This window comes from Rahnella sp. BIGb0236 (assembly GCF_004364755.1).
Taxonomy (GTDB): domain Bacteria; phylum Pseudomonadota; class Gammaproteobacteria; order Enterobacterales; family Enterobacteriaceae; genus Rahnella; species Rahnella victoriana.
On record NZ_SOAO01000004.1, the window covers coordinates 350,281 to 371,531 of the forward strand.

At 55.5% G+C, this 21,251-nt stretch carries 18 protein-coding genes; 11 read left to right on the forward strand and 7 right to left on the reverse strand.

Annotated features, from left to right (window positions below):
* Positions 1 to 73: 73 nt before the first annotated feature.
* The 4 genes from EDF78_RS11255 to nirB all read right to left on the reverse strand — a co-directional run bounded on the left by EDF78_RS11255 (position 74) and on the right by nirB (position 5,816).
* A complete protein-coding gene (locus EDF78_RS11255; RefSeq protein ID WP_133823120.1) occupies positions 74 to 1,219 on the reverse strand; it encodes a collagen-like triple helix repeat-containing protein in 1,146 nt (381 codons plus the stop codon).
* Positions 1,220 to 1,443: 224 nt separating this feature from the next.
* Positions 1,444 to 2,841: a siroheme synthase CysG gene (cysG, locus tag EDF78_RS11260; RefSeq protein ID WP_133823121.1), complete on the reverse strand. Its 1,398-nt coding sequence runs from the start codon at positions 2,839 to 2,841 to the stop codon at positions 1,444 to 1,446.
* Positions 2,842 to 2,916: 75 nt separating this feature from the next.
* Complete coding sequence (nirD, locus tag EDF78_RS11265; RefSeq protein ID WP_133823122.1) at positions 2,917 to 3,267, reverse strand: nitrite reductase small subunit NirD; 351 nt, start codon at positions 3,265 to 3,267, stop codon at positions 2,917 to 2,919.
* Positions 3,267 to 5,816, reverse strand: a complete 2,550-nt coding sequence (nirB, locus tag EDF78_RS11270) for a nitrite reductase large subunit NirB (protein ID WP_133823123.1) — start codon at positions 5,814 to 5,816, stop codon at positions 3,267 to 3,269. The genes nirD and nirB overlap by 1 nt, the downstream gene beginning before the upstream one ends.
* 223 nt (positions 5,817 to 6,039) lie before the next feature.
* Here nirB and EDF78_RS11275 point away from each other — a divergent pair, with 223 nt between their 5' ends.
* The 8 genes from EDF78_RS11275 (at position 6,040) to EDF78_RS11310 (ending at position 14,012) form a co-directional block, all read left to right on the forward strand.
* Positions 6,040 to 7,323: a cytosine deaminase gene (locus EDF78_RS11275; RefSeq protein WP_095923792.1), complete on the forward strand. Its 1,284-nt coding sequence runs from the start codon at positions 6,040 to 6,042 to the stop codon at positions 7,321 to 7,323.
* 144 nt (positions 7,324 to 7,467) lie between these two features.
* Positions 7,468 to 8,034 carry a peptidylprolyl isomerase A gene (gene ppiA, locus EDF78_RS11280; protein WP_095923791.1) on the forward strand — a complete coding sequence of 189 codons (567 nt, stop codon included), beginning with the start codon at positions 7,468 to 7,470 and terminating at the stop codon, positions 8,032 to 8,034.
* A gap of 140 nt (positions 8,035 to 8,174) precedes the next feature.
* Positions 8,175 to 9,698, forward strand: coding sequence for a helicase HerA-like C-terminal domain-containing protein (locus tag EDF78_RS11285; protein WP_119825280.1), 1,524 nt, complete (start codon positions 8,175 to 8,177; stop codon positions 9,696 to 9,698).
* Between the two features lie 244 nt (positions 9,699 to 9,942).
* Positions 9,943 to 11,148, forward strand: coding sequence for an aldose 1-epimerase family protein (locus EDF78_RS11290; RefSeq protein ID WP_119825278.1), 1,206 nt, complete (start codon positions 9,943 to 9,945; stop codon positions 11,146 to 11,148).
* 99 nt (positions 11,149 to 11,247) lie between these two features.
* Complete coding sequence (locus tag EDF78_RS11295) at positions 11,248 to 11,418, forward strand: YhfG family protein (protein WP_119825276.1); 171 nt, start codon at positions 11,248 to 11,250, stop codon at positions 11,416 to 11,418.
* The gene (locus EDF78_RS11300) at positions 11,408 to 12,010 is read left to right on the forward strand and encodes a putative adenosine monophosphate-protein transferase Fic (protein ID WP_119825274.1); all 603 of its coding nucleotides are present in this window, start codon (positions 11,408 to 11,410) and stop codon (positions 12,008 to 12,010) included. Before EDF78_RS11295 ends, EDF78_RS11300 begins: the two co-directional genes overlap by 11 nt.
* 77 nt (positions 12,011 to 12,087) lie before the next feature.
* A complete protein-coding gene (locus EDF78_RS11305; RefSeq protein WP_095923786.1) occupies positions 12,088 to 12,663 on the forward strand; it encodes an aminodeoxychorismate synthase component II in 576 nt (191 codons plus the stop codon).
* A 134-nt stretch (positions 12,664 to 12,797) separates the two neighbouring features.
* Complete coding sequence (locus EDF78_RS11310) at positions 12,798 to 14,012, forward strand: aspartate aminotransferase family protein (protein WP_133823124.1); 1,215 nt, start codon at positions 12,798 to 12,800, stop codon at positions 14,010 to 14,012.
* A gap of 196 nt (positions 14,013 to 14,208) precedes the next feature.
* On the opposite strand, the gene EDF78_RS11315 is transcribed toward EDF78_RS11310, so the two are convergent.
* Positions 14,209 to 16,284 (reverse strand): YccS/YhfK family putative transporter, encoded by a 2,076-nt coding sequence (locus tag EDF78_RS11315; protein ID WP_095923784.1) that lies wholly within the window; start codon positions 16,282 to 16,284, stop codon positions 14,209 to 14,211.
* Between the two features lie 61 nt (positions 16,285 to 16,345).
* Positions 16,346 to 16,978, reverse strand: a complete 633-nt coding sequence (crp, locus tag EDF78_RS11320) for a cAMP-activated global transcriptional regulator CRP (protein WP_013573634.1) — start codon at positions 16,976 to 16,978, stop codon at positions 16,346 to 16,348.
* Between the two features lie 363 nt (positions 16,979 to 17,341).
* Here crp and EDF78_RS11325 point away from each other — a divergent pair, with 363 nt between their 5' ends.
* The gene (locus tag EDF78_RS11325) at positions 17,342 to 17,749 is read left to right on the forward strand and encodes an OsmC family protein (RefSeq protein WP_112288612.1); all 408 of its coding nucleotides are present in this window, start codon (positions 17,342 to 17,344) and stop codon (positions 17,747 to 17,749) included.
* A gap of 1 nt (position 17,750) precedes the next feature.
* Here the strand turns inward: EDF78_RS11325 and EDF78_RS11330 are convergent, their stop codons facing one another.
* Positions 17,751 to 18,662, reverse strand: a complete 912-nt coding sequence (locus EDF78_RS11330) for a LysR substrate-binding domain-containing protein (protein WP_133823125.1) — start codon at positions 18,660 to 18,662, stop codon at positions 17,751 to 17,753.
* A gap of 193 nt (positions 18,663 to 18,855) precedes the next feature.
* Between EDF78_RS11330 and EDF78_RS11335 the strand changes: the two genes are divergently transcribed.
* On the forward strand, positions 18,856 to 20,046 hold the full coding sequence (locus EDF78_RS11335; protein WP_133823126.1) for an MFS transporter: 1,191 nt from the start codon (positions 18,856 to 18,858) through the stop codon (positions 20,044 to 20,046).
* Between the two features lie 15 nt (positions 20,047 to 20,061).
* Entirely contained in the window at positions 20,062 to 21,246 is a 1,185-nt protein-coding gene (locus EDF78_RS11340) for an amidohydrolase (protein WP_133823127.1), read from the forward strand.
* The last annotated feature ends 5 nt before the right edge of the window (positions 21,247 to 21,251 follow it).

Consider the following 21,251-nt stretch of genomic DNA (forward strand, 5'->3'; position numbering starts at 1 on the left):
CACTCAGAGATGCCAGCCCGCTCTCCGCCAGAACCGGAGAGCGGGCTTTTTCTACCCACGCTCATTAACAGATTTACGGCGCGGTTTTGACTTTCAGACCCAGGCCGCCGGTCAGTCCTCCCACTGTCGTGCCTACCCCGGCCAGTAAACCGCCGGATGGCGTGACGGATGTGCCAGCGCCTGCCGAAATGCCGCCGGAATTGCTGGCGGTCGTGGTGGTTGTGCTGCTGGCAGGAACCAGAATGGTCCCGGTTTTAGACACGGCCTGTCCGGTGCCGGTCACCACCTGTCCGAGACCGGCCAGCGCCGGTGTGGTGGTTGCCAGTTGCGTCCCTGCGCCGCTGACGGTAGTGCCCACCTGATTCAGCAAGCCGTTAACCGGTGTGCCCAGCCCTGTTGCGCCGCCGACGTCTTGTGTGGTGCCCTGAACTTTGGCGACAACGGGCGTCACGATCCCGGTGGTCGCCGTGGTGACTTTAGAAAGCTCACCGGTTTGCACGTTTGTCGCTAATCCGTTACCCGTTGTGGTGACCACTTTCCCGACGTTATTGACCAGCCCGCCTGCTGCCGATGTCACGCCGCTGACCGGTGTTCCTGTGGTATTGGCGGCCAGCGAAGTCCCCAGCCCTGACACACCGGTGCCCACATCCGCCACGGCGATGGGCACACCGGCGACGGTGGTGCCGACGGCATTCGGATTGGTGCCGAGTTGTCCCAGCCCGTTTTTCACGCCGCTGCCCACGTCAGTCACCGCTTTACCGGTACTGTCGATGATAGTCACGACGCCAGTCCCGGCGACCGGAATATTACTGATCGGTGTCTGGGTGGCGATGCTGCTGACCTGCGTACCCAGACCACTGACCGCGCTGCCTGCGCTGCTCAGGATCGTCGCGCTGGCAAGCGTGGTTGACGGTGTTGTCCCTGTGCCGCCGGTTCCTGTTCCGCCGCCAGTCCCGGTTCCGCCACCGCTACCGGTGCCATCCCCGGTACCCGATCCTGTGCCGCTTCCATTCCCGGCGGTGGAGGTTCCGTCACCGCCCGTTGAAGTCCCTGTCCCTGAACCTGTGCCATCGCCGGTCGTTGCTGAGCCGGTGGTGGACGTTTTTGCCGTATGAGAAGAACCGCCGCCGCCACTGCCGCTACAGGCAGCCAGTGACAGGGCGACTAAGATTGCCAGGGCAACCTTGTTTACATGACCAAGATGAATGGTATGGCGCATGAGATGACCCTCCACGGGAGAATACGCCACAGTTGGCGCTCTTAAAGTTTAAGTTTAAGATGCTGGATATTCCATTTGACAGGGGGTTTTATTTCAAAATGAGATCGGGGTTTGCCGTGTATAAGGAATTATATTCTGTTATCAGAATCTTCCCATAATGCGACAGGGAGAAGTGAAATGTTATTCACTTCTCTGAATTGATTAATAAAATAAATGGAGTTTTTTTAAGCAGAAGGCGCGGATTGCGGCGTTTCGCTGGCAAACCAGTTGAGTTTCGGCCGCAGGCTGACCACGCTGCCGACAATAATCAGGCTGGGACTTTGGACCTGTTTCGCCAGTTTTTCGAGTTCAGTGAGCGTTCCGGTGACCACGCGCTGCTGCTGGCTGGTGCCATTTTCCACCAGCGCGACAGGCGTTTCTGCTGCCAGACCGTTTTCCAGCAAACGGCGCTGGATCTCAGCGGCCTGCGTCAGCCCCATATAAAACACCAGCGTTTGCTGGCTTTGCGCCATGCACGCCCAGTCAATAATGCCGTCCTGTTTTGCATGACCGGTGATAAGCCTGACGCTTTGCGCGTGGTCACGGTGAGTCAGCGGAATGCCGCTGTAGGCCGAACAACCGGAGGCGGCTGTGATGCCCGGTACGACGGAAAAGGCAATGCCCGCCGCTTTCAGGGCTTCGAGTTCTTCGCCACCACGACCAAAAATAAACGGATCGCCGCCTTTCAGCCGGACAACCCGTTTGCCCATCTGCGCCTGTTCCAGCAGGATTTCATTGATGCGTTCCTGCGGCACACAGTGGTGTCCGGCACGTTTGCCGACGAAAATCCGCTCCGCGTCGCGGCGCACCAGATTCAGCACGCTGTCAGACACCAGCCGGTCGTACACCACCACGTCGGCCAGTTGCATCTGCTGCAAGCCTTTGAGCGTCAGCAGTCCGGCGTCGCCCGGCCCCGCACCGACCAGGATCACTTCGCCATGCTTATCCACCAGCTCGCGGAACATTGCGTCGAGATAGTCGCGGCTTTGCGTGTCGTCGTTATTCGCCAGTGACTGTGCCAGACGATGATGATTGAACAGCTTTTCCCACCAGCGGCGGCGCTCAGAGGCGTCAGGAAAATGCGTTTTGACCCGCGCCCGCAATCCGCCCGCCACCTGCGCCAGCTTGCCCAGATGTTGCGGCAAAATGGATTCCAGACGTTCGCGCAGCAGACGCGCCAGCACCGGCGCGTTCCCGCCGGAAGACACCGCGATCATCAGCGGAGACCGGTCGATGATGGACGGCATGATCACGCTGGCGCTTTCCGGCGCGTCCACCACGTTACAAAACACGCGGCGATGCTCAGCGGCTTCGCTGACTTCCTGATTCACCAAATCGGAATCGGTCGCGGCGACCACCAGCCATTTTTCATCCACCAGCAGCGGTGAGAATTCACCGCGCAACAGGCGGACTTTGCCTTCGTCTGCCCAGATCTGAAATTGCGGCGTAAAGGTAAGCGCATTCACCGTCAGTGTTGCACCGGCATCCAGCAGCAAACGTGCTTTACGTTCAGCCACGTCACCGGCACCCACCAGCAGACAGGCTCTGTTTTTTAACTGACAAAAAAGGGGCAGGTAATCCATAGACAGTGTTCTCTGAGACAGCATGTTTTGAAAAAAGAATAACGCCGCCCGGAGGCGGCGTGGAAAGCGCGGAGTTTAGCAGGTTACAGCCTGAAGGCTGGCGGTATTGATTTCCACCTTCCCGTCGCGCACACGGACTTCGTAAGCCGGAACCGAATACTGGCCGTCTTCCATGCACAGGCCGTCAGTCAGGCGGAAATGTTGTTTTTTCAGCGGACTGGCGACCCACAGCTCGCCCTGATGTTCAGCGATAATCCCGCGTGAAAGTACGCTGGCCTGCGCGAAGGGATCGATATTCGACAGGGCAAAAATTTGCTCATCGGCGTAAGGGCGGAACAGCGCGATTTGCTGATCACCTGCCAGTGCGCACACGCCGCAGGCAGGCAGGATCTGATCGACAGAACAAAGCGTTAACCACTGGCTCATCATACTTCCTCCCCGTCAGTGACCAGCGTCACCGGAATACGTTCGTCAGGACGCGCCGGACGATGCTGCTGACGTTCACCGACAAACTGCACGTTCGGATCACGCTGGCTGCTGTTGATAAAGTGGCTGAAGCGGGTTTGTGCCGCCGGATCATTCAGCGTTTCCTGCCATTCGCAGACCGCAGATTCGCGCAGACGCGCCAGTTCAGCTTCCAGCTGATCGTTAAGGCCGAGTTTGTCATCGATGATGACTTTACGCAGATAGCTGATGCCGCCTTCGAGATTGTCCATCCAGACTGACGTGCGTTGCAGCTTATCGGCGGTGCGGATGTAGAACATCATGAAACGATCGAGATAACGCAGCAGCGTGTCGTTATCCAGATCGGCGGCCAGCAAATCGCCGTGGCGGGGTTTCATGCCGCCGTTGCCGCAGACATACAGGTTCCAGCCGTTTTCCGTGGCGATAATCCCGACGTCTTTGCCCTGCGCTTCGGAACATTCACGGGTACAGCCCGACACGCCGAACTTCATTTTGTGTGGCGTGCGGATGCCTTTATAGCGGTTTTCCAGACTGATGCCGAAACCGAGGCTGTCGCCCACGCCGTAACGGCACCAGGTGCTGCCGACACAGGTTTTCGCCATGCGCAGGGCTTTGGCGTACGCCTGACCGGTTTCGAATCCGGCGTTAATCAGTTTCTGCCAGATGGCCGGTAAATCGTCTTTTTGCGCGCCGAACATGCCGATGCGCTGCGAGCCGGTGATCTTGGTGTAGAGATTGTATTCCGCCGCGATTTCGCCGATGGCCTGCAATCCCTGCGGGGTAATTTCACCGCCCGGCGAGCGCGGGATCACGGAATAAGTGCCGTCTTTTTGCATGTTAGCGAGGAACACGTCGTTGGTGTCCTGCAACGGCGTGTGCTGCGGTTTCAGTACGTAGTCGTTCCAGCAGGACGCCAGCAGCGAGCCGACGGTCGGTTTACACACTTCACAGCCGTAACCTTTGCCGTATTTGTTCAGCAGATCGTCGTACGAACGGATGCCTTCCACGCGGATCAGGTGATACAGCTCCTGACGGGAATACGCGAAGTGTTCGCACAGATGATGGTTAACTTCGATGCCTTGCTTGCTCAGTTCAGCATTCAGCACCTGCGTGACCAGCGGAATACAACCGCCGCAGCCGGTACCGGCTTTGGTTGCCGATTTCAGCGCCGCGACGGTATGGCAGCCGCCCTGAACGGCTTTGATGATGTCGCCTTTGGTGACGTCAAAACAGGAACAGATTTGCGCGCTTTCCGGCAGGGCATCGGTGCCAATCACCGCGCCGCCGCTGCCTGCATGAGCGGGCAGGATCAGCGCGTCCGGATTTTCCGGCAACGGAATGCTGTTCAGCACCAGTTGCAGCAGGTTGCCGTAATCGCTGGTATCCCCGACCAGTACCGCGCCGAGCAGGGTGGTGTTGTCTTCGCTGACCACCAGACGTTTGTACAGCGCCTTGCTTTCATCCAGATACACATAGCTGCGGGCACCCGGCGTACGGGCGTGGGCATCGCCGATACCGGCCACATCAACGCCCAGCAGTTTCAGTTTGGCGCTCATGTCTGCGCCGGTGAAGGCGTTATCGCGACCAAGTAAATGGTCGGCGGTGACCTGCGCCATTTTGTAGCCCGGCGCGACCAGACCGAAGGTGCGCTGATTCCACGACGCACATTCGCCGATGGCGTACACGTCCGGATCGCTGGTCTGGCACTGATCGTTAATCACGATGCCGCCGCGCGGGGCGATCTCTAAATCACACTGGCGCGCCAGTTTATCCTGCGGGCGGATACCGGTGGAGAACACGATGAAATCGACTTCCAGGAAGGTGCCGTCGGCGAATTCCATCGTTTTACGGGCTGACGTGCCGCCCTGAACAATCTGTTGAGTATTTTTGGCGGTGTGAACCCGCACGCCCATGCTTTCGATTTTCTGGCGTAGCTGGCTGCCGCCCATGGTATCAAGCTGTTCCGCCATCAGGCCGGGAGCGAACTCGACCACGTGCGTTTCCACACCGAGGTTTTTCAGCGCACCGGCGGCTTCAAGGCCGAGTAACCCGCCGCCGACCACGGCACCGCGTTTGCTGCGACGGGCGCAGGATTCGATGGCGTGTAAGTCTTCAATGGTGCGGTAAACGAAGCAATCCTGACCGTCGGAACCCGCGATCGGCGGCACCCACGGGTAGGAGCCGGTGGCGATAATCAGTTTGTCGTAATACACCGTGCGGCCGCTGCTGGAATGAATGACTTTTTCCTTGCGGTTCAGCGTAATCGCCCGTTCGCCAATCAGCACGTTGACGTTGTGTTTTTCGTAGAAGCCTTCGCGAACCAGTGACAGTTCTTCGGCGGTATGATGGGAAAAATAGGAGGAAAGATGGACGCGGTCGTAGGCCACGCGCGGTTCTTCACACAATACCGTGATCTCGAACTGACCCGGTTCTGCTTTATCCAGTAAATCTTCGATAAAGCGATGGCCCACCATGCCGTTGCCTATTATCGCGAGTCTGACTTTGCTCATAAATGCCTCAAATTTGATTTTCTACGGCTAAACATAACCCGCGCGTAACAGGGGGTATTGATGCAAATCAAGCCGGTTTCAATATACTCCTTAGGTGGTATTTGCCTGATTTTATTGGGTTTTTATGTAACCTTTCGATTTATAAACACTTTCAGGCTATTGTTCTAAGATTGGCTCTCCCCTCACTGACAACGCAGTCTTTCTAAAAACGATGAGGTAACGCGTGACGAAAACTCTTTTGCGTACCATTAAAAATGTACGATTGCCTGACCGGGAAGGGTTATGGCAGATCGATATCGAAGACGGCGTGATCCGCCAGATTGTCTCCCAACTGGACAATGCCGATTACGGCGAAGATATACTGGATGCCGGGGGCGGGCTGGCAATACCTCCCTTTATCGAGCCGCATATTCATCTTGATACCACCCAGACCGCCGGTCAGCCCGCGTGGAATCAGTCCGGTACGTTGTTTGAAGGCATTGAACGCTGGGCAGAACGCAAGGCGCTGCTGTCGCACGAAGACGTCAAACAGCGCGCATGGCAGACGCTGAAATGGCAGATTGCCAATGGCATCCAGCATGTGCGCACGCACGTGGACGTCTCTGATCCGACGCTGACCGCGCTGAAGGCCATGCTGGAAGTGAAAGCCGAGGTGGCGCCCTGGGTGACGCTGCAAATTGTGGCGTTTCCGCAGGAAGGCATTATGTCGTACCCGAATGGCGAAGCCCTGCTGGAAGAGGCGCTCAGGCTGGGCGCGGACGTGGTCGGTGCCATTCCGCACTTCGAATTCACCCGCGAATACGGCGTGGAATCGCTGCATAAAACCTTCGCGCTGGCGAAGAAATACCATGCGCTTATCGACGTGCATTGCGATGAAATTGACGATGAACAGTCACGGTTTGTGGAAACCGTCGCCGCGCTGGCCCTGCGTGAGAATATGGGCGCACGTGTCACCGCCAGCCATACCACGGCGATGCATTCCTACAACGGCGCCTACACCTCGCGTTTATTCCGTTTGCTGAAAATGTCGGGTATTAACTTTGTCGCCAATCCGCTGGTCAATATCCACCTGCAGGGGCGGTTTGATACCTATCCGAAACGCCGCGGTATCACGCGGGTCAAAGAGATGCTCGATGCAGGGATTAACGTCTGTTTCGGCCATGATGACGTGTTCGACCCGTGGTATCCGCTGGGCACCGCCAACATGTTGCAGGTGCTGCATATGGGGCTGCATGTTTGTCAGCTTATGGGCTATCAGCAAATCGATGACGGCCTGAAACTGATCACCACTTACAGCGCCCGCACCATGAACCTGCAAGGCTACGGTCTGGAAAGCGGCCACGCCGCCAGTCTGGTGATCCTGCCTGCGCAAAGCGGTTTTGATGCGGTGCGTCGTCAGACGCCGGTGCAATATTCCCTGCGCGAGGGCGTGCTGATCGCACAAACGCAACTGGCGAAAACGACAATTCATCTGGATAAAGATTACCCCGTAGATTTCAACAGCTAACGCGGCATTTATCCGATGTAATATTTTGAAATATCTGAATAAATTATTCAAGAGCGTAAATAAAGGTAAAGGTCTGGCGCTGAGCGTAAAGGCTCTTTAGAATCAGTGAGATCTGTTGTTTGTATTCTGGAGAAAGGAACCGTCATGTTTAAACGTACTTTAGTGGCCCTGACTGCGCTGCTATCCCTGTCAGCCCTGTCGCCTGCATTTGCGGCTGGCCAGACTCACGTCATGCTGACCACGTCAGCAGGGAATATCGAACTGGAACTCGACAGTGCGAAGGCACCGGTTTCTGTGAAAAACTTCGTTGATTACGCCCAGAGCGGCTATTACAACAACACCATTTTCCACCGTGTGATCCCGGGCTTCATGGTACAGGGCGGCGGTTTCACCACTGACATGCAGCAGAAAGCCACCAAAGAGCCGATCAAGAACGAAGCCGACAACGGCCTGCGTAACCTGCGCGGAACGGTCGCCATGGCGCGTACTGCTGATAAAGACAGCGCCACCAGCCAGTTCTTCATCAACGTGGCAGACAATGCGTTCCTCGATCACGGCCAGCGTGATTTCGGCTATGCCGTATTCGGTAAAGTCATCAAAGGGATGGACGTGGTAGACAAAATGTCTCAGGTTAAAACCGACAATGTCGGGCCTTACCAGAACGTGCCGACGACCCCGATTGTGATCCTGTCTGCGAAAGTGCTGCCTTAATTTTTCAGCCTTTCTGCCAGAATACTGTTTTTCTAAGCCTCCGGTTCCGGGGGCTTTTTATTGCCCGTTTATTGACGCTCCTCTGATGAGACTTATAGTTTTAAGTAACGCGCCCGCGTCCCCCTTTCAAGGAAAATGACATGAGTGAAGCCCGTCTGATCGCCAAAGCCATGAGTGAAGGTAAACCGGTGGATGATCTGGTGATCCTGCCTGCACTGGCCAACCGGCATGGACTGATTACCGGCGCGACCGGTACCGGTAAAACCGTCACGCTGCAACGGATGGCGGAGCAGTTTTCCCGCATTGGCATTCCGGTTTTTCTGGCGGATGTGAAAGGCGATTTGTCCGGTATTGGCGCAGAAGGCGTGGCCTCGGAAAAGCTCAGCGCCCGGCTGAAGGGTATCGGCGTGACGGACTGGCAGCCGCAGGCGTGCAGCATTATTCCCTGGGATATCTTTGGGGAAAAAGGCCATCCGATCCGCGCGACGATTTCTGATCTGGGGCCGTTGCTGCTGGCGAGACTGCTTGATCTCAATGAAGTGCAAAGTGGCGTATTACAGCTGGTATTTAAGATTGCCGACGACAACGGACTGTTGTTGCTCGACATGAAAGATCTGCGGGCGATGGTGCAGTTTACCGGCGATAACGCGAAACAATTTCAGACGCAGTACGGCAACATTTCCTCAGCCTCCGTCGGGGCGATTCAGCGTGGTTTGCTGACGCTGGAAGGTCAGGGCGCCAATCAGTTCTTCGGCGAGCCGATGCTGGATATCAATGACCTGATGAAAACCGACAGCAACGGTCACGGCATTATCAACCTGCTGGCAGCGGATAAGCTGATTAACCAGCCGAAACTCTACGCCGTTTTCCTGCTGTGGCTGCTGGCGGAGTTGTTTGAGCAACTGCCGGAAGTCGGCGACCCTGAGCAACCGAAACTGGTGTTCTTTTTTGATGAAGCGCATCTGCTGTTTAATGATGCCCCGCAGGCATTGCTGACCAAAATCGAACAGGTGGTGCGCCTGATCCGCTCCAAAGGCGTGGGGATTTACTTCGTGACGCAAAACCCGCTGGATATCCCTGACAGCGTGCTCGGTCAGCTCGGCAACCGCGTACAACATGCCCTGCGCGCGTTTACGCCGCGTGATCAGAAAGCGGTAAAAGCGGCAGCACAAACGCTGCGTGCCAATCCGGCATTTGATGCGGAAACGGCGATTACCGAACTGGGCGTCGGCGAGGCGCTGGTGTCATTCCTTGATGAGAAAGGGCGGCCGGAAGTGGTACAGCGGGCGATGGTGATCGCCCCGGAATCGAAAATGGGCATGCTGGGCGAGGAAGGGCGCAACAAAGCCATCAATCAGTCGCCGCTGTATGGTCGCTACGAAGACAGTATTGACCGTGAATCCGCCTACGAGAAAATCACCGCGCAAGGGTTTGGCACCGTCGCCACACCGCAATCCGCCGGTTCGGCCAAACCCGCCGCAGAAGCCCCTTCCGGTGGCGGGCTGATGGGCGGACTGAATGAGATCCTGTTCGGCAGCACCGGCCCGCGCGGCGGCAAACGCGACGGCGTGGTGCAGGTTGCCGCAAAAAGCATGGCGCGGGATTTAGGGCGTCAGATTTTGCGCGGCGTGCTTGGCTCCATTATGGGCGGCCGGAAAAAGTAATCCCTCTTCAGCTTACGTTCATCAGCTGAAACGCATCAGCTGATGAGCAGATTATCGTGTCTGATATCTCAGTTTTGCCTGCAATTTCTCACTGACTACAAGGCTTTTTGCGAAACCTGGCACGTTGCTGCCAGCCGTTCAGGGGTAAAACCGTTCAACTTGAAGGCTGTCACGTTTTTCGCCTGTGCGGGTTTGTAGGCTGAATTGCTTTTGGGCTAAATCAATTCAGCAAAAAGGAGTTATTGTGAAAAAATTACTCGTTACCGGGATCGTTATGGGGCTTTTTTCGTGGCAGGCTGCAGCACAAACTATTGTGCTGACGGATGCTGAAGCCGGTACAGAACTGGGAAACTGGAAGACTGACAGCAAAAAGCTGAATATCGCAGGGGCAGATTTCAGCATCGAACAGAAAGTGCTGCATGGCGGTAAACAGGAAGGGTCAAAAGTCATCACGATTACCAGCAAAGGGCTGACGATTGCCCTGAGTCCGACGCGGGGGATGGATTTGCTGCATGTGACCGGCGATAACATTCGCTTAGGCTGGGATTCACCGGTTCAGGAAGTGGTCAATCCGGCGTATATCAACCTTGAAAGCCGTAACGGTGTGGGCTGGCTGGAAGGTTTCAATGAAATGATGGTACGGTGCGGCTTTGAATGGACCGGACATCCGGTGACCGCCGACGGCATGATTTATACGCTGCACGGCCGGGCGGGCAATACACCCGCCTCTAAAGTGGAGATTGATATTGCCGACAAAGCCCCTTATGCAATCACTGTGCGCGGCTTGCTGAAAGAAGACACCTTTAAGAAAGCCAGGCTGGAAACCTGGACCGCGCTGCGTTACGTGCCCGGCAGCTATTCCTGGACCATTCACGATACCCTGACAAACGCGTCGGATTATCCGCACGACTACCAGATTATTTATCACAGTAATTTCGGCCAGCCGATCCTTGAAGAAGGTGCCCGTTTCATTGCGCCGCTGAAATCGATTTCGCCATTCAATGATTACGCCAAAAAAGGGTTATCTGACTGGCAGACTTACGCCCGGCCGACCAAAGGCTTTGATGAAATGGTCTTTAATATGGTGCCGCTGGCAGATGCGCAGGGCAAAACCATCGCCGGTGTGGTGAACAAAGCGGGAAATAAAGGGGCATCGATTGAATTCGATACCCATCAGTTGCCGCTGCTGACGCTGTGGAAAAACACCGATACGCTGAAACAGGGCTACGTGACCGGTATTGAGCCGGGGACGAATTATGCCTATCCGGTGACCATCGAACGTGAACAGGGACGGGTGAAACAACTGCAGCCGGGCCAGAGCACGGTGTTTGAGCTGAAATATTCCCTGTTGCCGGATGTCGAAGCGGTGAAGCAGCTTGAAGCGCGGGTGAAAACGCTGCAAGCGGATCATAAAACGGACGTGAACGAGACGCCTGTCGCTGTTGAATAATCCGAGTTTAGGGCGCCGTGACGGGCGCCTTTTTTTCTCTGTCTATACTTAACTCCACAAGGTATGCGCCCGACTGGCGATACCCAGGGAGGAAATAAGATGGCGAAGAAACTGACACTCAGGCAGCAGGAAAAACTTTTTCGCGAACGTCAGCGGCAAAACTTTCAGGCCAGCAGCGCGCTGGATGGCGTGCAGGTAGAGGTTATCACGCTGGATAACGAACAAATCTCGCAACGTCTCACCGAACTGAGGAAGCACTATGAACGATAAACTCGTGGCCGGTGCCGACCCTTATTATTATCCCGGCATCAATGTGCTGAAAAACCGGCTGGAAATCCGCGAAGCGCATCGTCTGTTACAGGCTGAACAGGAATTTACTGCCCTGCGCGCGGCGATCATGCCACTCGGTCCTTCCGCGATGGGGTTACCGCATCTTTGCGCGGTGCATCTGGCTTTGTTCCAGGATATTTATCCGTGGGCGGGTCACTTTCGGGAAATAGATATCTACAAGGACGACACCCAGTTCTGCCATTTCGGCTACATCGAAAAGGAAGGCAATGCCCTGATGCAGGAACTGGAGGAAGAAGAGTTTCTGGTCGGGTTACCGCTGGATAAGTTCGCTGAGCGTCTCGGACATTACTACACCGGCCTGAATCTGTTGCATCCGTTCCGTGAGGGCAACGGGCGCGCGCTGAGGATTTTCATCGAGCAACTGGTGATCCACGCCGGTTACGACATTGAATGGGCGAAAGTCGATCGTGACCGCTGGCTGGCGGCCAATAAAACCGCCGTGTTTGGCGATGAAACCGATCTGGTGGCGATTTTCAATGACGTCGTCAGCGAAATCCACGATGAACATTGATCGACATAAAGCTGAAGCCTGAACGGAAAATTGCGTAGAATTGCCCGGTAAATTCTTTCACTTTTACCGGGTACGCTATGCTGCTGCTGATCGACAACTACGACTCCTTCACTTACAACCTCTACCAATATTTTTGCGAGCTTGGCGCGCAGGTAAAAGTGATGCGTAACGATCAACTGACGCTCACCGATATCGAACAGCTTGCCCCGTCACATCTGGTGATCTCTCCCGGCCCGTGCACACCGGATCAGGCCGGTATTTCCCTGCAAGCCATTACTCATTTTGCTGACCGTATGCCGATCCTCGGCGTGTGCCTCGGGCATCAGGCGATGGCGCAGGCATTTGGCGCAAACATCGTGCGGGCGCGTCAGGCCATTCACGGTAAAACTTCGCCCGTCCGCCACACCGGTAAAAGCGTTTTCAGCGGGCTGAACAATCCGCTGACTGTCACCCGCTATCATTCGCTGGTGGTGGCGCCGGAAACGTTGCCGGACTGTTTTGATGTCACGGCATGGACGGAACGGGATGGCCGTCGCGACGACATTATGGGCATCATGCACAACGCCTTGCCGCTGCATGGGGTTCAGTTCCATCCCGAAAGCATTCTGAGCGAGCAGGGGCATCAGCTTCTGGATAATTTCCTTAAAATCTAACCGTTTAATTCCTCGTTAACATCGCTGCAAAAATTACTTACCCATCAGGTGCGATTTCTGTTTGCCTGCGTGTGATTTTTTATGCATATTTTATGATTATATTTTCACATCACTATCAGTAAGGGCGAAGGGTTATGGCAGAAAAATCAGCGGTAGATCGGGGTACGTTCGACAAAGTGATTTTGCCGGTTTATTCACCTGCGAAATTTATTCCTGTTAAAGGTAAAGGCAGTCGTGTCTGGGATCAGCAGGGCACCGAATACGTTGATTTCGCGGGCGGTATCGCGGTAACGGCGCTCGGGCATTGCCATCCGGCACTGGTAAAAGCGTTACACGAACAGGGCGAAACCCTGTGGCATGTCAGCAACGTGTTTACCAACGAACCTGCACTGCGCCTGGCTCAGAAGCTGATCGACGCTACCTTTGCCGACCGCGTATTTTTCGCCAACTCCGGAGCGGAAGCCAACGAGGCCGCCTTTAAGCTGGCGCGTTACTACGCCTCGCACCGCCACAGCCCGTACAAAAGTAAGATCATCGCTTTCCATAACGCCTTCCACGGCCGCACGCTGTTCACGGTTTCCGTGGGCGGTCAGCCAAAATACTCCGACGGCTTTGGCCCGAAACCTGCTGACATCGTCCACGTGCCGTTTAACGATCTGGACGCCGTAAAAGCGGTGATCGACGATCACACCTGCGCCATTGTCGTGGAACCTGTTCAGGGCGAAGGCGGTGTCACGTCCGCCACCCCGGAATTCCTGCAAGGTCTGCGCGAGCTTTGCGACAAACATCAGGCGCTGCTGGTGCTCGATGAAGTACAAAGCGGCATGGGGCGCAGCGGTAAGCTGTTCAGCTATATGCATTACGGCGTGACGCCAGACATTCTGACCACCGCCAAGGCGCTGGGCGGCGGCTTCCCGGTTTCCGCCATGCTGGCAACCGAAGACGTAGCCTCGGTGATGGAGCCGGGCAAACACGGCACCACATACGGCGGAAACCCGCTGGCCTGCGCCGTCGCCGAAGCCGCGCTGGACATCATCAATACGCCTGAGGTGCTGGCCGGTATCAATGAACGCCGCGAGAAATTTATCAGCGCGCTGGAGGCCATCAATCAGAAATATCACATCTTCAGCGAGTTCCGTGGTCAGGGTCTGCTGATCGGCGCTGAGCTTTCCGATGCATATAAAAACCGCGCCGGAGAATTCCATACCGCCGCCGCCGACTGCGGGCTGATGATGCTGGTCGCCGGACCGAACGTGATGCGGTTTGCGCCATCGCTTGTGATCGACTTCGCGGATATTGAAGAGGGGATGGAAAGGTTTGAGAAAGCGGTAGCAAAGGTCGCAGGCTGACTGTTCCTCCCGCTGCGAAGGGTCCGATCGACGTTTTACTTCTATCCTGCAATGGCTGAACGGTTTTGCTTTTGCTCCTTCCCCTTTCACGAGGGGAAGGCTGGGATGGGGTGTTGGTTTGAGGGCAACCCAGACAATTAAGCCGACTTTAATACCCCACCCCAACCCTCCCCTTCGCAGGGGAGGGAGTTATAAATCACGCCTTCCGCGTCAGCCAGATCCCATGATGCGGCCTCTGCTTCCACGCCAGTGACGAAATGGTATGCATCACGCTGAGATGCGAAATCACCCGCCGCAGATGACGTTCCATCTCCGTCAGCGGCATGTCAGGGTGAAGCTCCGGTGCGTTAAACAGGTTGTTTTCACTGCCCGGTCCGTCGTAAAGCAGACGTTGCTGACAGCTCTGCAACGCGATTTCACAGGTCTGTAAATACTCCGTCGCCAGCGCCTCCGGCAGCATGTAATGCTCGCGGGCAAGGATCGTCATCGCATTGATATGCTCGACCACGAACTGGCTGTGCGTCACCCACAGACGCATATCCGCCAGATAATGCGAGTTAAAACCCGGTTCCTGCATGGCCTGATTCAGTGAGGTGAACAGCTTGTTGTGTGCCTGATTGACCTGCATACGGGTGTACGCCAGTTTGGCGGTGTCCGGGTTTTCCTCAAGCAAAAGCCGGATGGCGTCCTGATAGGTTTCCAGCGCCTGATGCGCATTCTGGCGCAGCAAACCGCTTTGCCATTGCGGCCACAGCCAGATGGTGCCACCGAACGCCAGTGCGCAGCCGATCAGCGTATCCACCAGACGCGGCACCAGAAAATGTATGCCATTCATCGCCAGCAATTGCAGGGTATAAACCGCCGTCACCGTCATACCGACCATCGCCAGCCCGTAGTTTTTACGCAACACCGTATACGACAACAAGGTGATCAGCAGCATGCATAACAGCGTGGTGCCTTCCGGCAGCTCCAGTTTTAACAATCCTGAGGCAATCAGTAATCCGGCCAGCGTGCCCAGCGCACGGTGCTGGATCCGCACGCGCGTGGCGTTATAGCCGTTCTGACTGACCAGCATGATGGTCAGCAAAATCCAGTACGGTTTGGGCAGATTGAAAAACAGACCGAGGCTGCTGCCAATCGCCAGAATAATGCCCAGACGGGCGGCGTTACGCAGGGCGACGGATTTGAACGAGAGATAACTTTTCAGCGCGGGCCAGAAGGGCAGACGCGGCTGCGTGTTCATCAGGTCACGTTTGTACAACGGGCGCTGTGTGCGTAACAGACGGGCAATGCGGCTGAAATGGTAATAACAAAACTGACCGACCGGATTGTCCGGCGTGCGCGCGGCGATTTTCTCCAGCGCCGCCAGTTCATTCGCCATCGTAAAACGCCCGGATAACCGGTGATAAAGAATGTCGTCGGCGATCACCCGCAGCCGCGCAGAAATCACCTGCGCGTTGCGGCGGATCACCGCCTCGGCATGGCTTTCTTCCACCAGCCTTTGCACTTCTTCCGGCTGATGCAGGCTGACGGTGATGTGCTCCTGCAAATCGAGCGCGACCTGAAAACGCTGAAACAGCCGCTTATGGTGATGATGATGCCCGTGCTGCGGCAGCATGTGCAGTTGCTGGTAGAGCAGGGCAATCAGGTCGATGACTTTCTGCTGGCGCGCCAGTAAGGGCGGCAGGGCGGTTTCGGGATCGGTGTGTTGGGTCAGCAGGCTGTATTTGGCTTCGAAATAATCCGCCAGTTGCAGATAAAGCTGGCTGAGGGTTTCGCGCATCGGCTGTTCTTTGGAGATACGAAACCATAACCAGTTAAACAATCCGTACCAGGCGGTGCCGGCGGCAAATAACACCGGTGCCTGCCACATCGGCCGGATCCCGGCCATGCTCAGCGTGAAGATGGTGGCGACCAGCGCACCGGGCAACAGACGCGCATGCAGCGGGCTGATTTCGCCGGTGACGCCGAGCAACAGGGCCAGAGACAGCATGATCAGCGGCAGGGGAATGTGCCAGTTTTCCAGCATCAGTTGCAGCAGAATGCTGCTCACAGCAAAGAGTGAACCGCCGATCATCAGGCGTTTAAAAAAGCGTTTGTGCGGGGTATCCAGACCGGCGACGTTACAACAGGCCGGACAGAGTGAAAAAAGCAGACCCATTTGCAGGTTGCCGAACAGCCAGCAAATGCCGACAGGCAGGCACAACACCAGCGTCTGGCGCAGCGCGTAATTTATTTCAGGATGGTAAAACAGTCTTCGCCATAGCGTCATGGGTAAAGCTTAGCCCATAAAAAAGGCGCGACAGTGTTCTGCCGCGCCGATTTTTGAGGGATTAACGTGTGCCGTAAACGACAATCGTTTTACCGTGTGCGGAGATCAGGCTCTGATCTTCCAGCATTTTGAGAATACGTCCGACTGTTTCACGTGAACAACCGACGATTTGGCCGATTTCCTGACGGGTGATCTTGATTTGCATCCCGTCCGGATGGGTCATTGCATCAGGCTGTTTAGCCAGATTAAGCAAGGTTTGAGCGATACGGCCTGTTACGTCGAGGAAGGCAAGGTTGCCGACTTTCTCTGACGTCACTTGCAGACGGTTAGCCATCTGCGCGGAAAGACGCATCAGAATATCCGGGTTTACCTGAATCAGCTGGCGGAATTTTTTATACGAAATTTCAGCCACTTCGCAGGCAGTTTTAGCACGTACCCAGGCACTGCGTTCCTGACCTTCTTCGAAGAGTCCCAGCTCGCCGATGAAGTCACCTTGGTTCAGGTAGGACAGTATCATCTCTTTGCCTTCTTCATCTTTAATCAGGACGGCAACCGACCCTTTCACGATGTAGTACAGCGTTTCGGCTTTTTCACCCTGGTGAATCAGCGTACTTTTAGACGGATACTTATGTATATGACAGTGAGACAGGAACCATTCAAGAGTCGGGTCTGTTTGTGGCTTGCCGAGAACCATTTGCTATTATCCTCTGTTGTTATCGCTGCCCAAAATCACAGGGCTCAGAGTTCCCTGTACGGCACTTCAACGTAAAAAGCGCCCTTTCAGCATATAACTCCCCAGAAATGCTGCAAGCGGGTGTCGGAGTGCAACAGCCTGTTTATTGCTGTTATCACCGTGGGTTCTGTTCTTAAACCGCGAAAACCGTCACCGCAATTCACTGGAAAGTATGTTTCGGCTTTGTTTGTAGCACAGGTTTGTGATGCTGTCTTCTGTTGTCTCGCTTCAGCATGATGGCGATCGGGTTACGTTGCCAGATTTTAGGTGAAAGGGTACTCTGAGAGCGGATATCGACAAGTTTATTCACCGGGAGAATAGTTCATGCACGCACGTGTTAAATGGGTTGAAGGGCTGACATTTTTAGGTGAGTCAGCGTCAGGGCATCAGATTTCAATGGATGGCAACGCGGGCGATAAAGCCCCCAGCCCGATGGAAATGCTGCTGATGTCTGCGGGCGGTTGCAGCGCGATCGATGTGGTGTCAATTTTGCAAAAAGGTCGCAACGACGTGCGCGATTGTGAAGTGAAACTGACCTCGCAGCGCCGCGAAGAAGCACCGCGTTTATTCACGCACATCAATCTGCATTTCATCGTCACCGGTAAAGATCTCACCGATAAGATTGTCGAGCGTGCGGTCAGCCTGTCTGCCGAAAAGTACTGCTCCGTGTCCCTGATGCTGGGTAAAGCGGCCACCATCACCCACAGCTTTGAAGTGATCAGCGTCGAATAAGTTACGACCAGTCATGCGCGTGGCACTGGCTGCGCAATAAATCCAAAAATCGCCGCGCGGCAAACGTCAGCGGCGATTTTTGCGAGTAAAGCACACAGTATTCTGCCTGCGGCAGGGTATCGATATTGAGCACACTCAACCTTTCTTCCAGCCCAAACGGCGCTTTCATCGCCCGCGCCACAATGGTCAGATAATCAGACTGCAACACCATATTTAGCCCGCACACCACCGAATCTGTATGCACCGGCATTTCCGCTGCCGGCTGATGAAATCCTCCCATCGATATCCTGATTTGCTGGTAATACCCCATATCCGTTTCGGGCAACAGCCAGCGCGCATCCTGTAATTCCGCCAGAGTTGTGGCGTCTGCCAGCGGATGTCCACGCCGGGCGATAACGCAGAAAGGGGCGCTGAACAGCGGCTCACGCACCAGATCTTCCAGCGGAAATCCCGGTCCGGCGGTGCCGACCGCGAAATCCAGTTTCCCTTCGCGCAGTGCAGGTAACAACGTGGAAAGTTGCCCCTCTTTGATCAGCAGTTTGGACTGCGGAAACTGCGTCTTAAATTCTCCTGCCAGTCCGGGAAAAACCGTCAGCGCCAGCAGCGATGAAAATCCAATGGCGACGGAGCCCTGCGAATATTGTTCGATCTGGCGAATTTCATCGGCGGCGCGCTCAAGTTCTTCGAGGATAAATTGCATACGCTGCGCAAATGCACGCCCCGTTTCGGTCAGCGTCATCCCCTGATTACCACGCACAATCAACTGCGTATCGAGCGTTTGTTCCAGTTCACGCAATGTTCTGCTGACCGCCGGTTGTGACTGATTCAACGCCCGCGCCGCGCCGCGAATACTGCCGCTGCGGATAACCTGCTGGAAAACCTTCAGTTGCTGTAATTTCGGCAAATAGCGCATCACGATCCCTATCAGTAAAAAGCATCACCCGCCCAAAAATTGCATCTTATGGTCAGGCTGTAAAGCTGATAGCGTCAGGATTGAGAAAAATAATATGTTGTTATTCAGTTGATTACGTGACGCATGTCGCATTTTACGATTCATCCGGCAGTGAGAAAATCTGACGTGGTGATAACAAAAAGGGATATCCGCTATGAAAAGTCGTTCCCTGATGATCTTCCTGCTATTTGTCGGTTACGCCGTGGTGTATATCGATAAAACAGTGATGGGCTTTGCGCTGCTGCCCATCGAGCGCGAATTTAATCTGCAACCTGAACAGCTGGGGTATATCACCGGCATTTTCTTCCTGGCCTATTCGCTGTTTCAGATCCCCGCGGGCTGGCTGAATGACCGGTTCGGCTACAAAAAAGTGCTCGGCATGTCGCTGTTCTTGCTGGGCGGCTTCGCGCTGTGTTTCGGAACGCTGGGCCTCAGCCTGGGATTACTGGTCACGTTCCGGTTTCTCTCCGGCGTCGGCCATTCCGGCTATCCTGCGTCCTGCGCCAAAGCGGTAGTGTCTAATTTCGCAGTTGAGAAGCGAACCTTTGCGCAGTCGATTTTGCTGTCTTCCGCCGGACTGGCGATGACTGCCGGACCGCTGATTGCGGTTTACAGCCTGGATCATCTTGGCTGGCGCGGATCGTTCTCCATTCTCGGATTGCTGGCTTTTGCCATCGCCGTAACGATTGTGATTTTTGTGCCCAATCCGCCGGAAGCGCAAGCCCGTACCGGCGCGAAAACCGGTTATCGGGACTTACTGAAAAACCCGATTGTCCTGCTGCTGTTTGTCTCAATTTTCTGCATCAACATTCCGTCTTACGGCCTGATGGCGTGGTTGCCGAAATATCTGGTCCAGCAGCGCGGTATGTCACTCGACGTATCCGGCATGGTGGTCGCGACAGGCGGGCTGGGTATTTGGATTTCTTCACTGGCAACCGGCTGGCTGGTCGGACGCTATATGCAGGGCAAAGAGCCGAAAGTGATTTTCTGCTGCGCACTGCTCAGTGCGCTGTGCATCTGGCTGGTCTTTACGTCGGCATCGGCGGTTACGGCCGGGTTGTTCCTGTTCCTCGGCTACGTTTTCCTGATGGCGTCCTTTGTGACCGTCTTTACGCTGCCGATGAAACGCCTGCCTTCTGACGTCATGGGCGCGGCGATGGGGATCATTAATACCGGCGGAACTCTCGGCGGATTTGTGGCGCCGATTGCGATGGGATATCTCATCACCGCCAGCCACGGTTACCTTTCTACGTTTGTATTTCTGGCGCTGGCGATGGTGGTGGCCGGTCTGGCTATCCTGCCGCTGGCAATAAAACCTCGTGCGCCAATGCGCGATGTGGCTTAACTGAGGAGAAGAGTGATGACTTTTAATTTCGAAGCAATGCTGGCTGAAGTCAAAGCGGACGTGCTGCGCTGGCGCAGACATATTCATGCCCATCCTGAACTCTCTTTTCAGGAGCATAAAACGGCGGCGTACATTACTCAACAGCTGGAAAGTTTCGGCGGTCTGACCCTGACACATCTGACGCCCAACAGCGTGATTGCCGATCTGAAAGGGGCGCATCCGGGGCCGGTATATGCGCTGCGGGCGGATATCGATGCCCTGCCGATTCAGGAAGAGAACGATGAACCTTTCTGCTCAACGGTCCCCGGCGTGATGCACGCCTGTGGTCATGATGCTCACACCGCAATGTTGCTGGGTGCGGCAAAAGTGCTGACCCAATGTCAGTCTGAGTTGCATGGTTCTGTGCGGTTTATCTTCCAGCATGCTGAAGAAGTGCCACCGGGCGGGGCACAGGAACTGGTGGATTTAGGTGTGCTGGATGGCGTTGAGAAAATCTTCGGCCTGCACGTGATGCCTAATTCTCCGACCGGTGAAGTGGGGCTGAAAGAGGGCGTGTTCTGCGCGTCCACAGATAACTTCGACATCACCATTACCGGCAAAGGCGGCCACGGTTCTATGCCGCATTTGTGTATCGATCCGGTGGTGATCGGCGCGGAAGTTGTCACCGCACTGCAAAACGTTGTGGCGCGCCGTATTGATCCGCTTCAGGTGCCGGTGCTGACTATCGCAACCTTCCAGACGGGCGAAAGTTATAACGTGATCCCGGAGCGGGTGAAGCTCGCCGGAACGCTGCGGACGCATCACAGCAACGTGCGCGAACAGGTGCCGCAGGTGATGGAGCAGATCATTTCGGGGATCACGGCAGCGCATGGCGCGACATACGGACTGCGCTGGACACGCGGCTATGTGAACGGCGACAACCATCCTGAGGCCTGTGCGATTGCGCGTCAGGTGATTGAAAAAACGCTGGGCCCGCAGGCGCTGCGCGAAGTGACTCAGCCGCTGTTTGGCGGAGAGGATTTCTCTTCCTACCAGCAAAAAGTGCCGGGGTGTTTTCTGTTTATTGGCAGCGGGAATGAAAAAATTGGCGCGACTTATGGCGTGCATAATCCGCGTTTTCGTCTCGATGAAGAGGCGTTACAGACGGGCGTCGCGCTGCATGTCGGGTTTATCCGTCAGTTGCTGATGAACGACGCCTGAGTCCG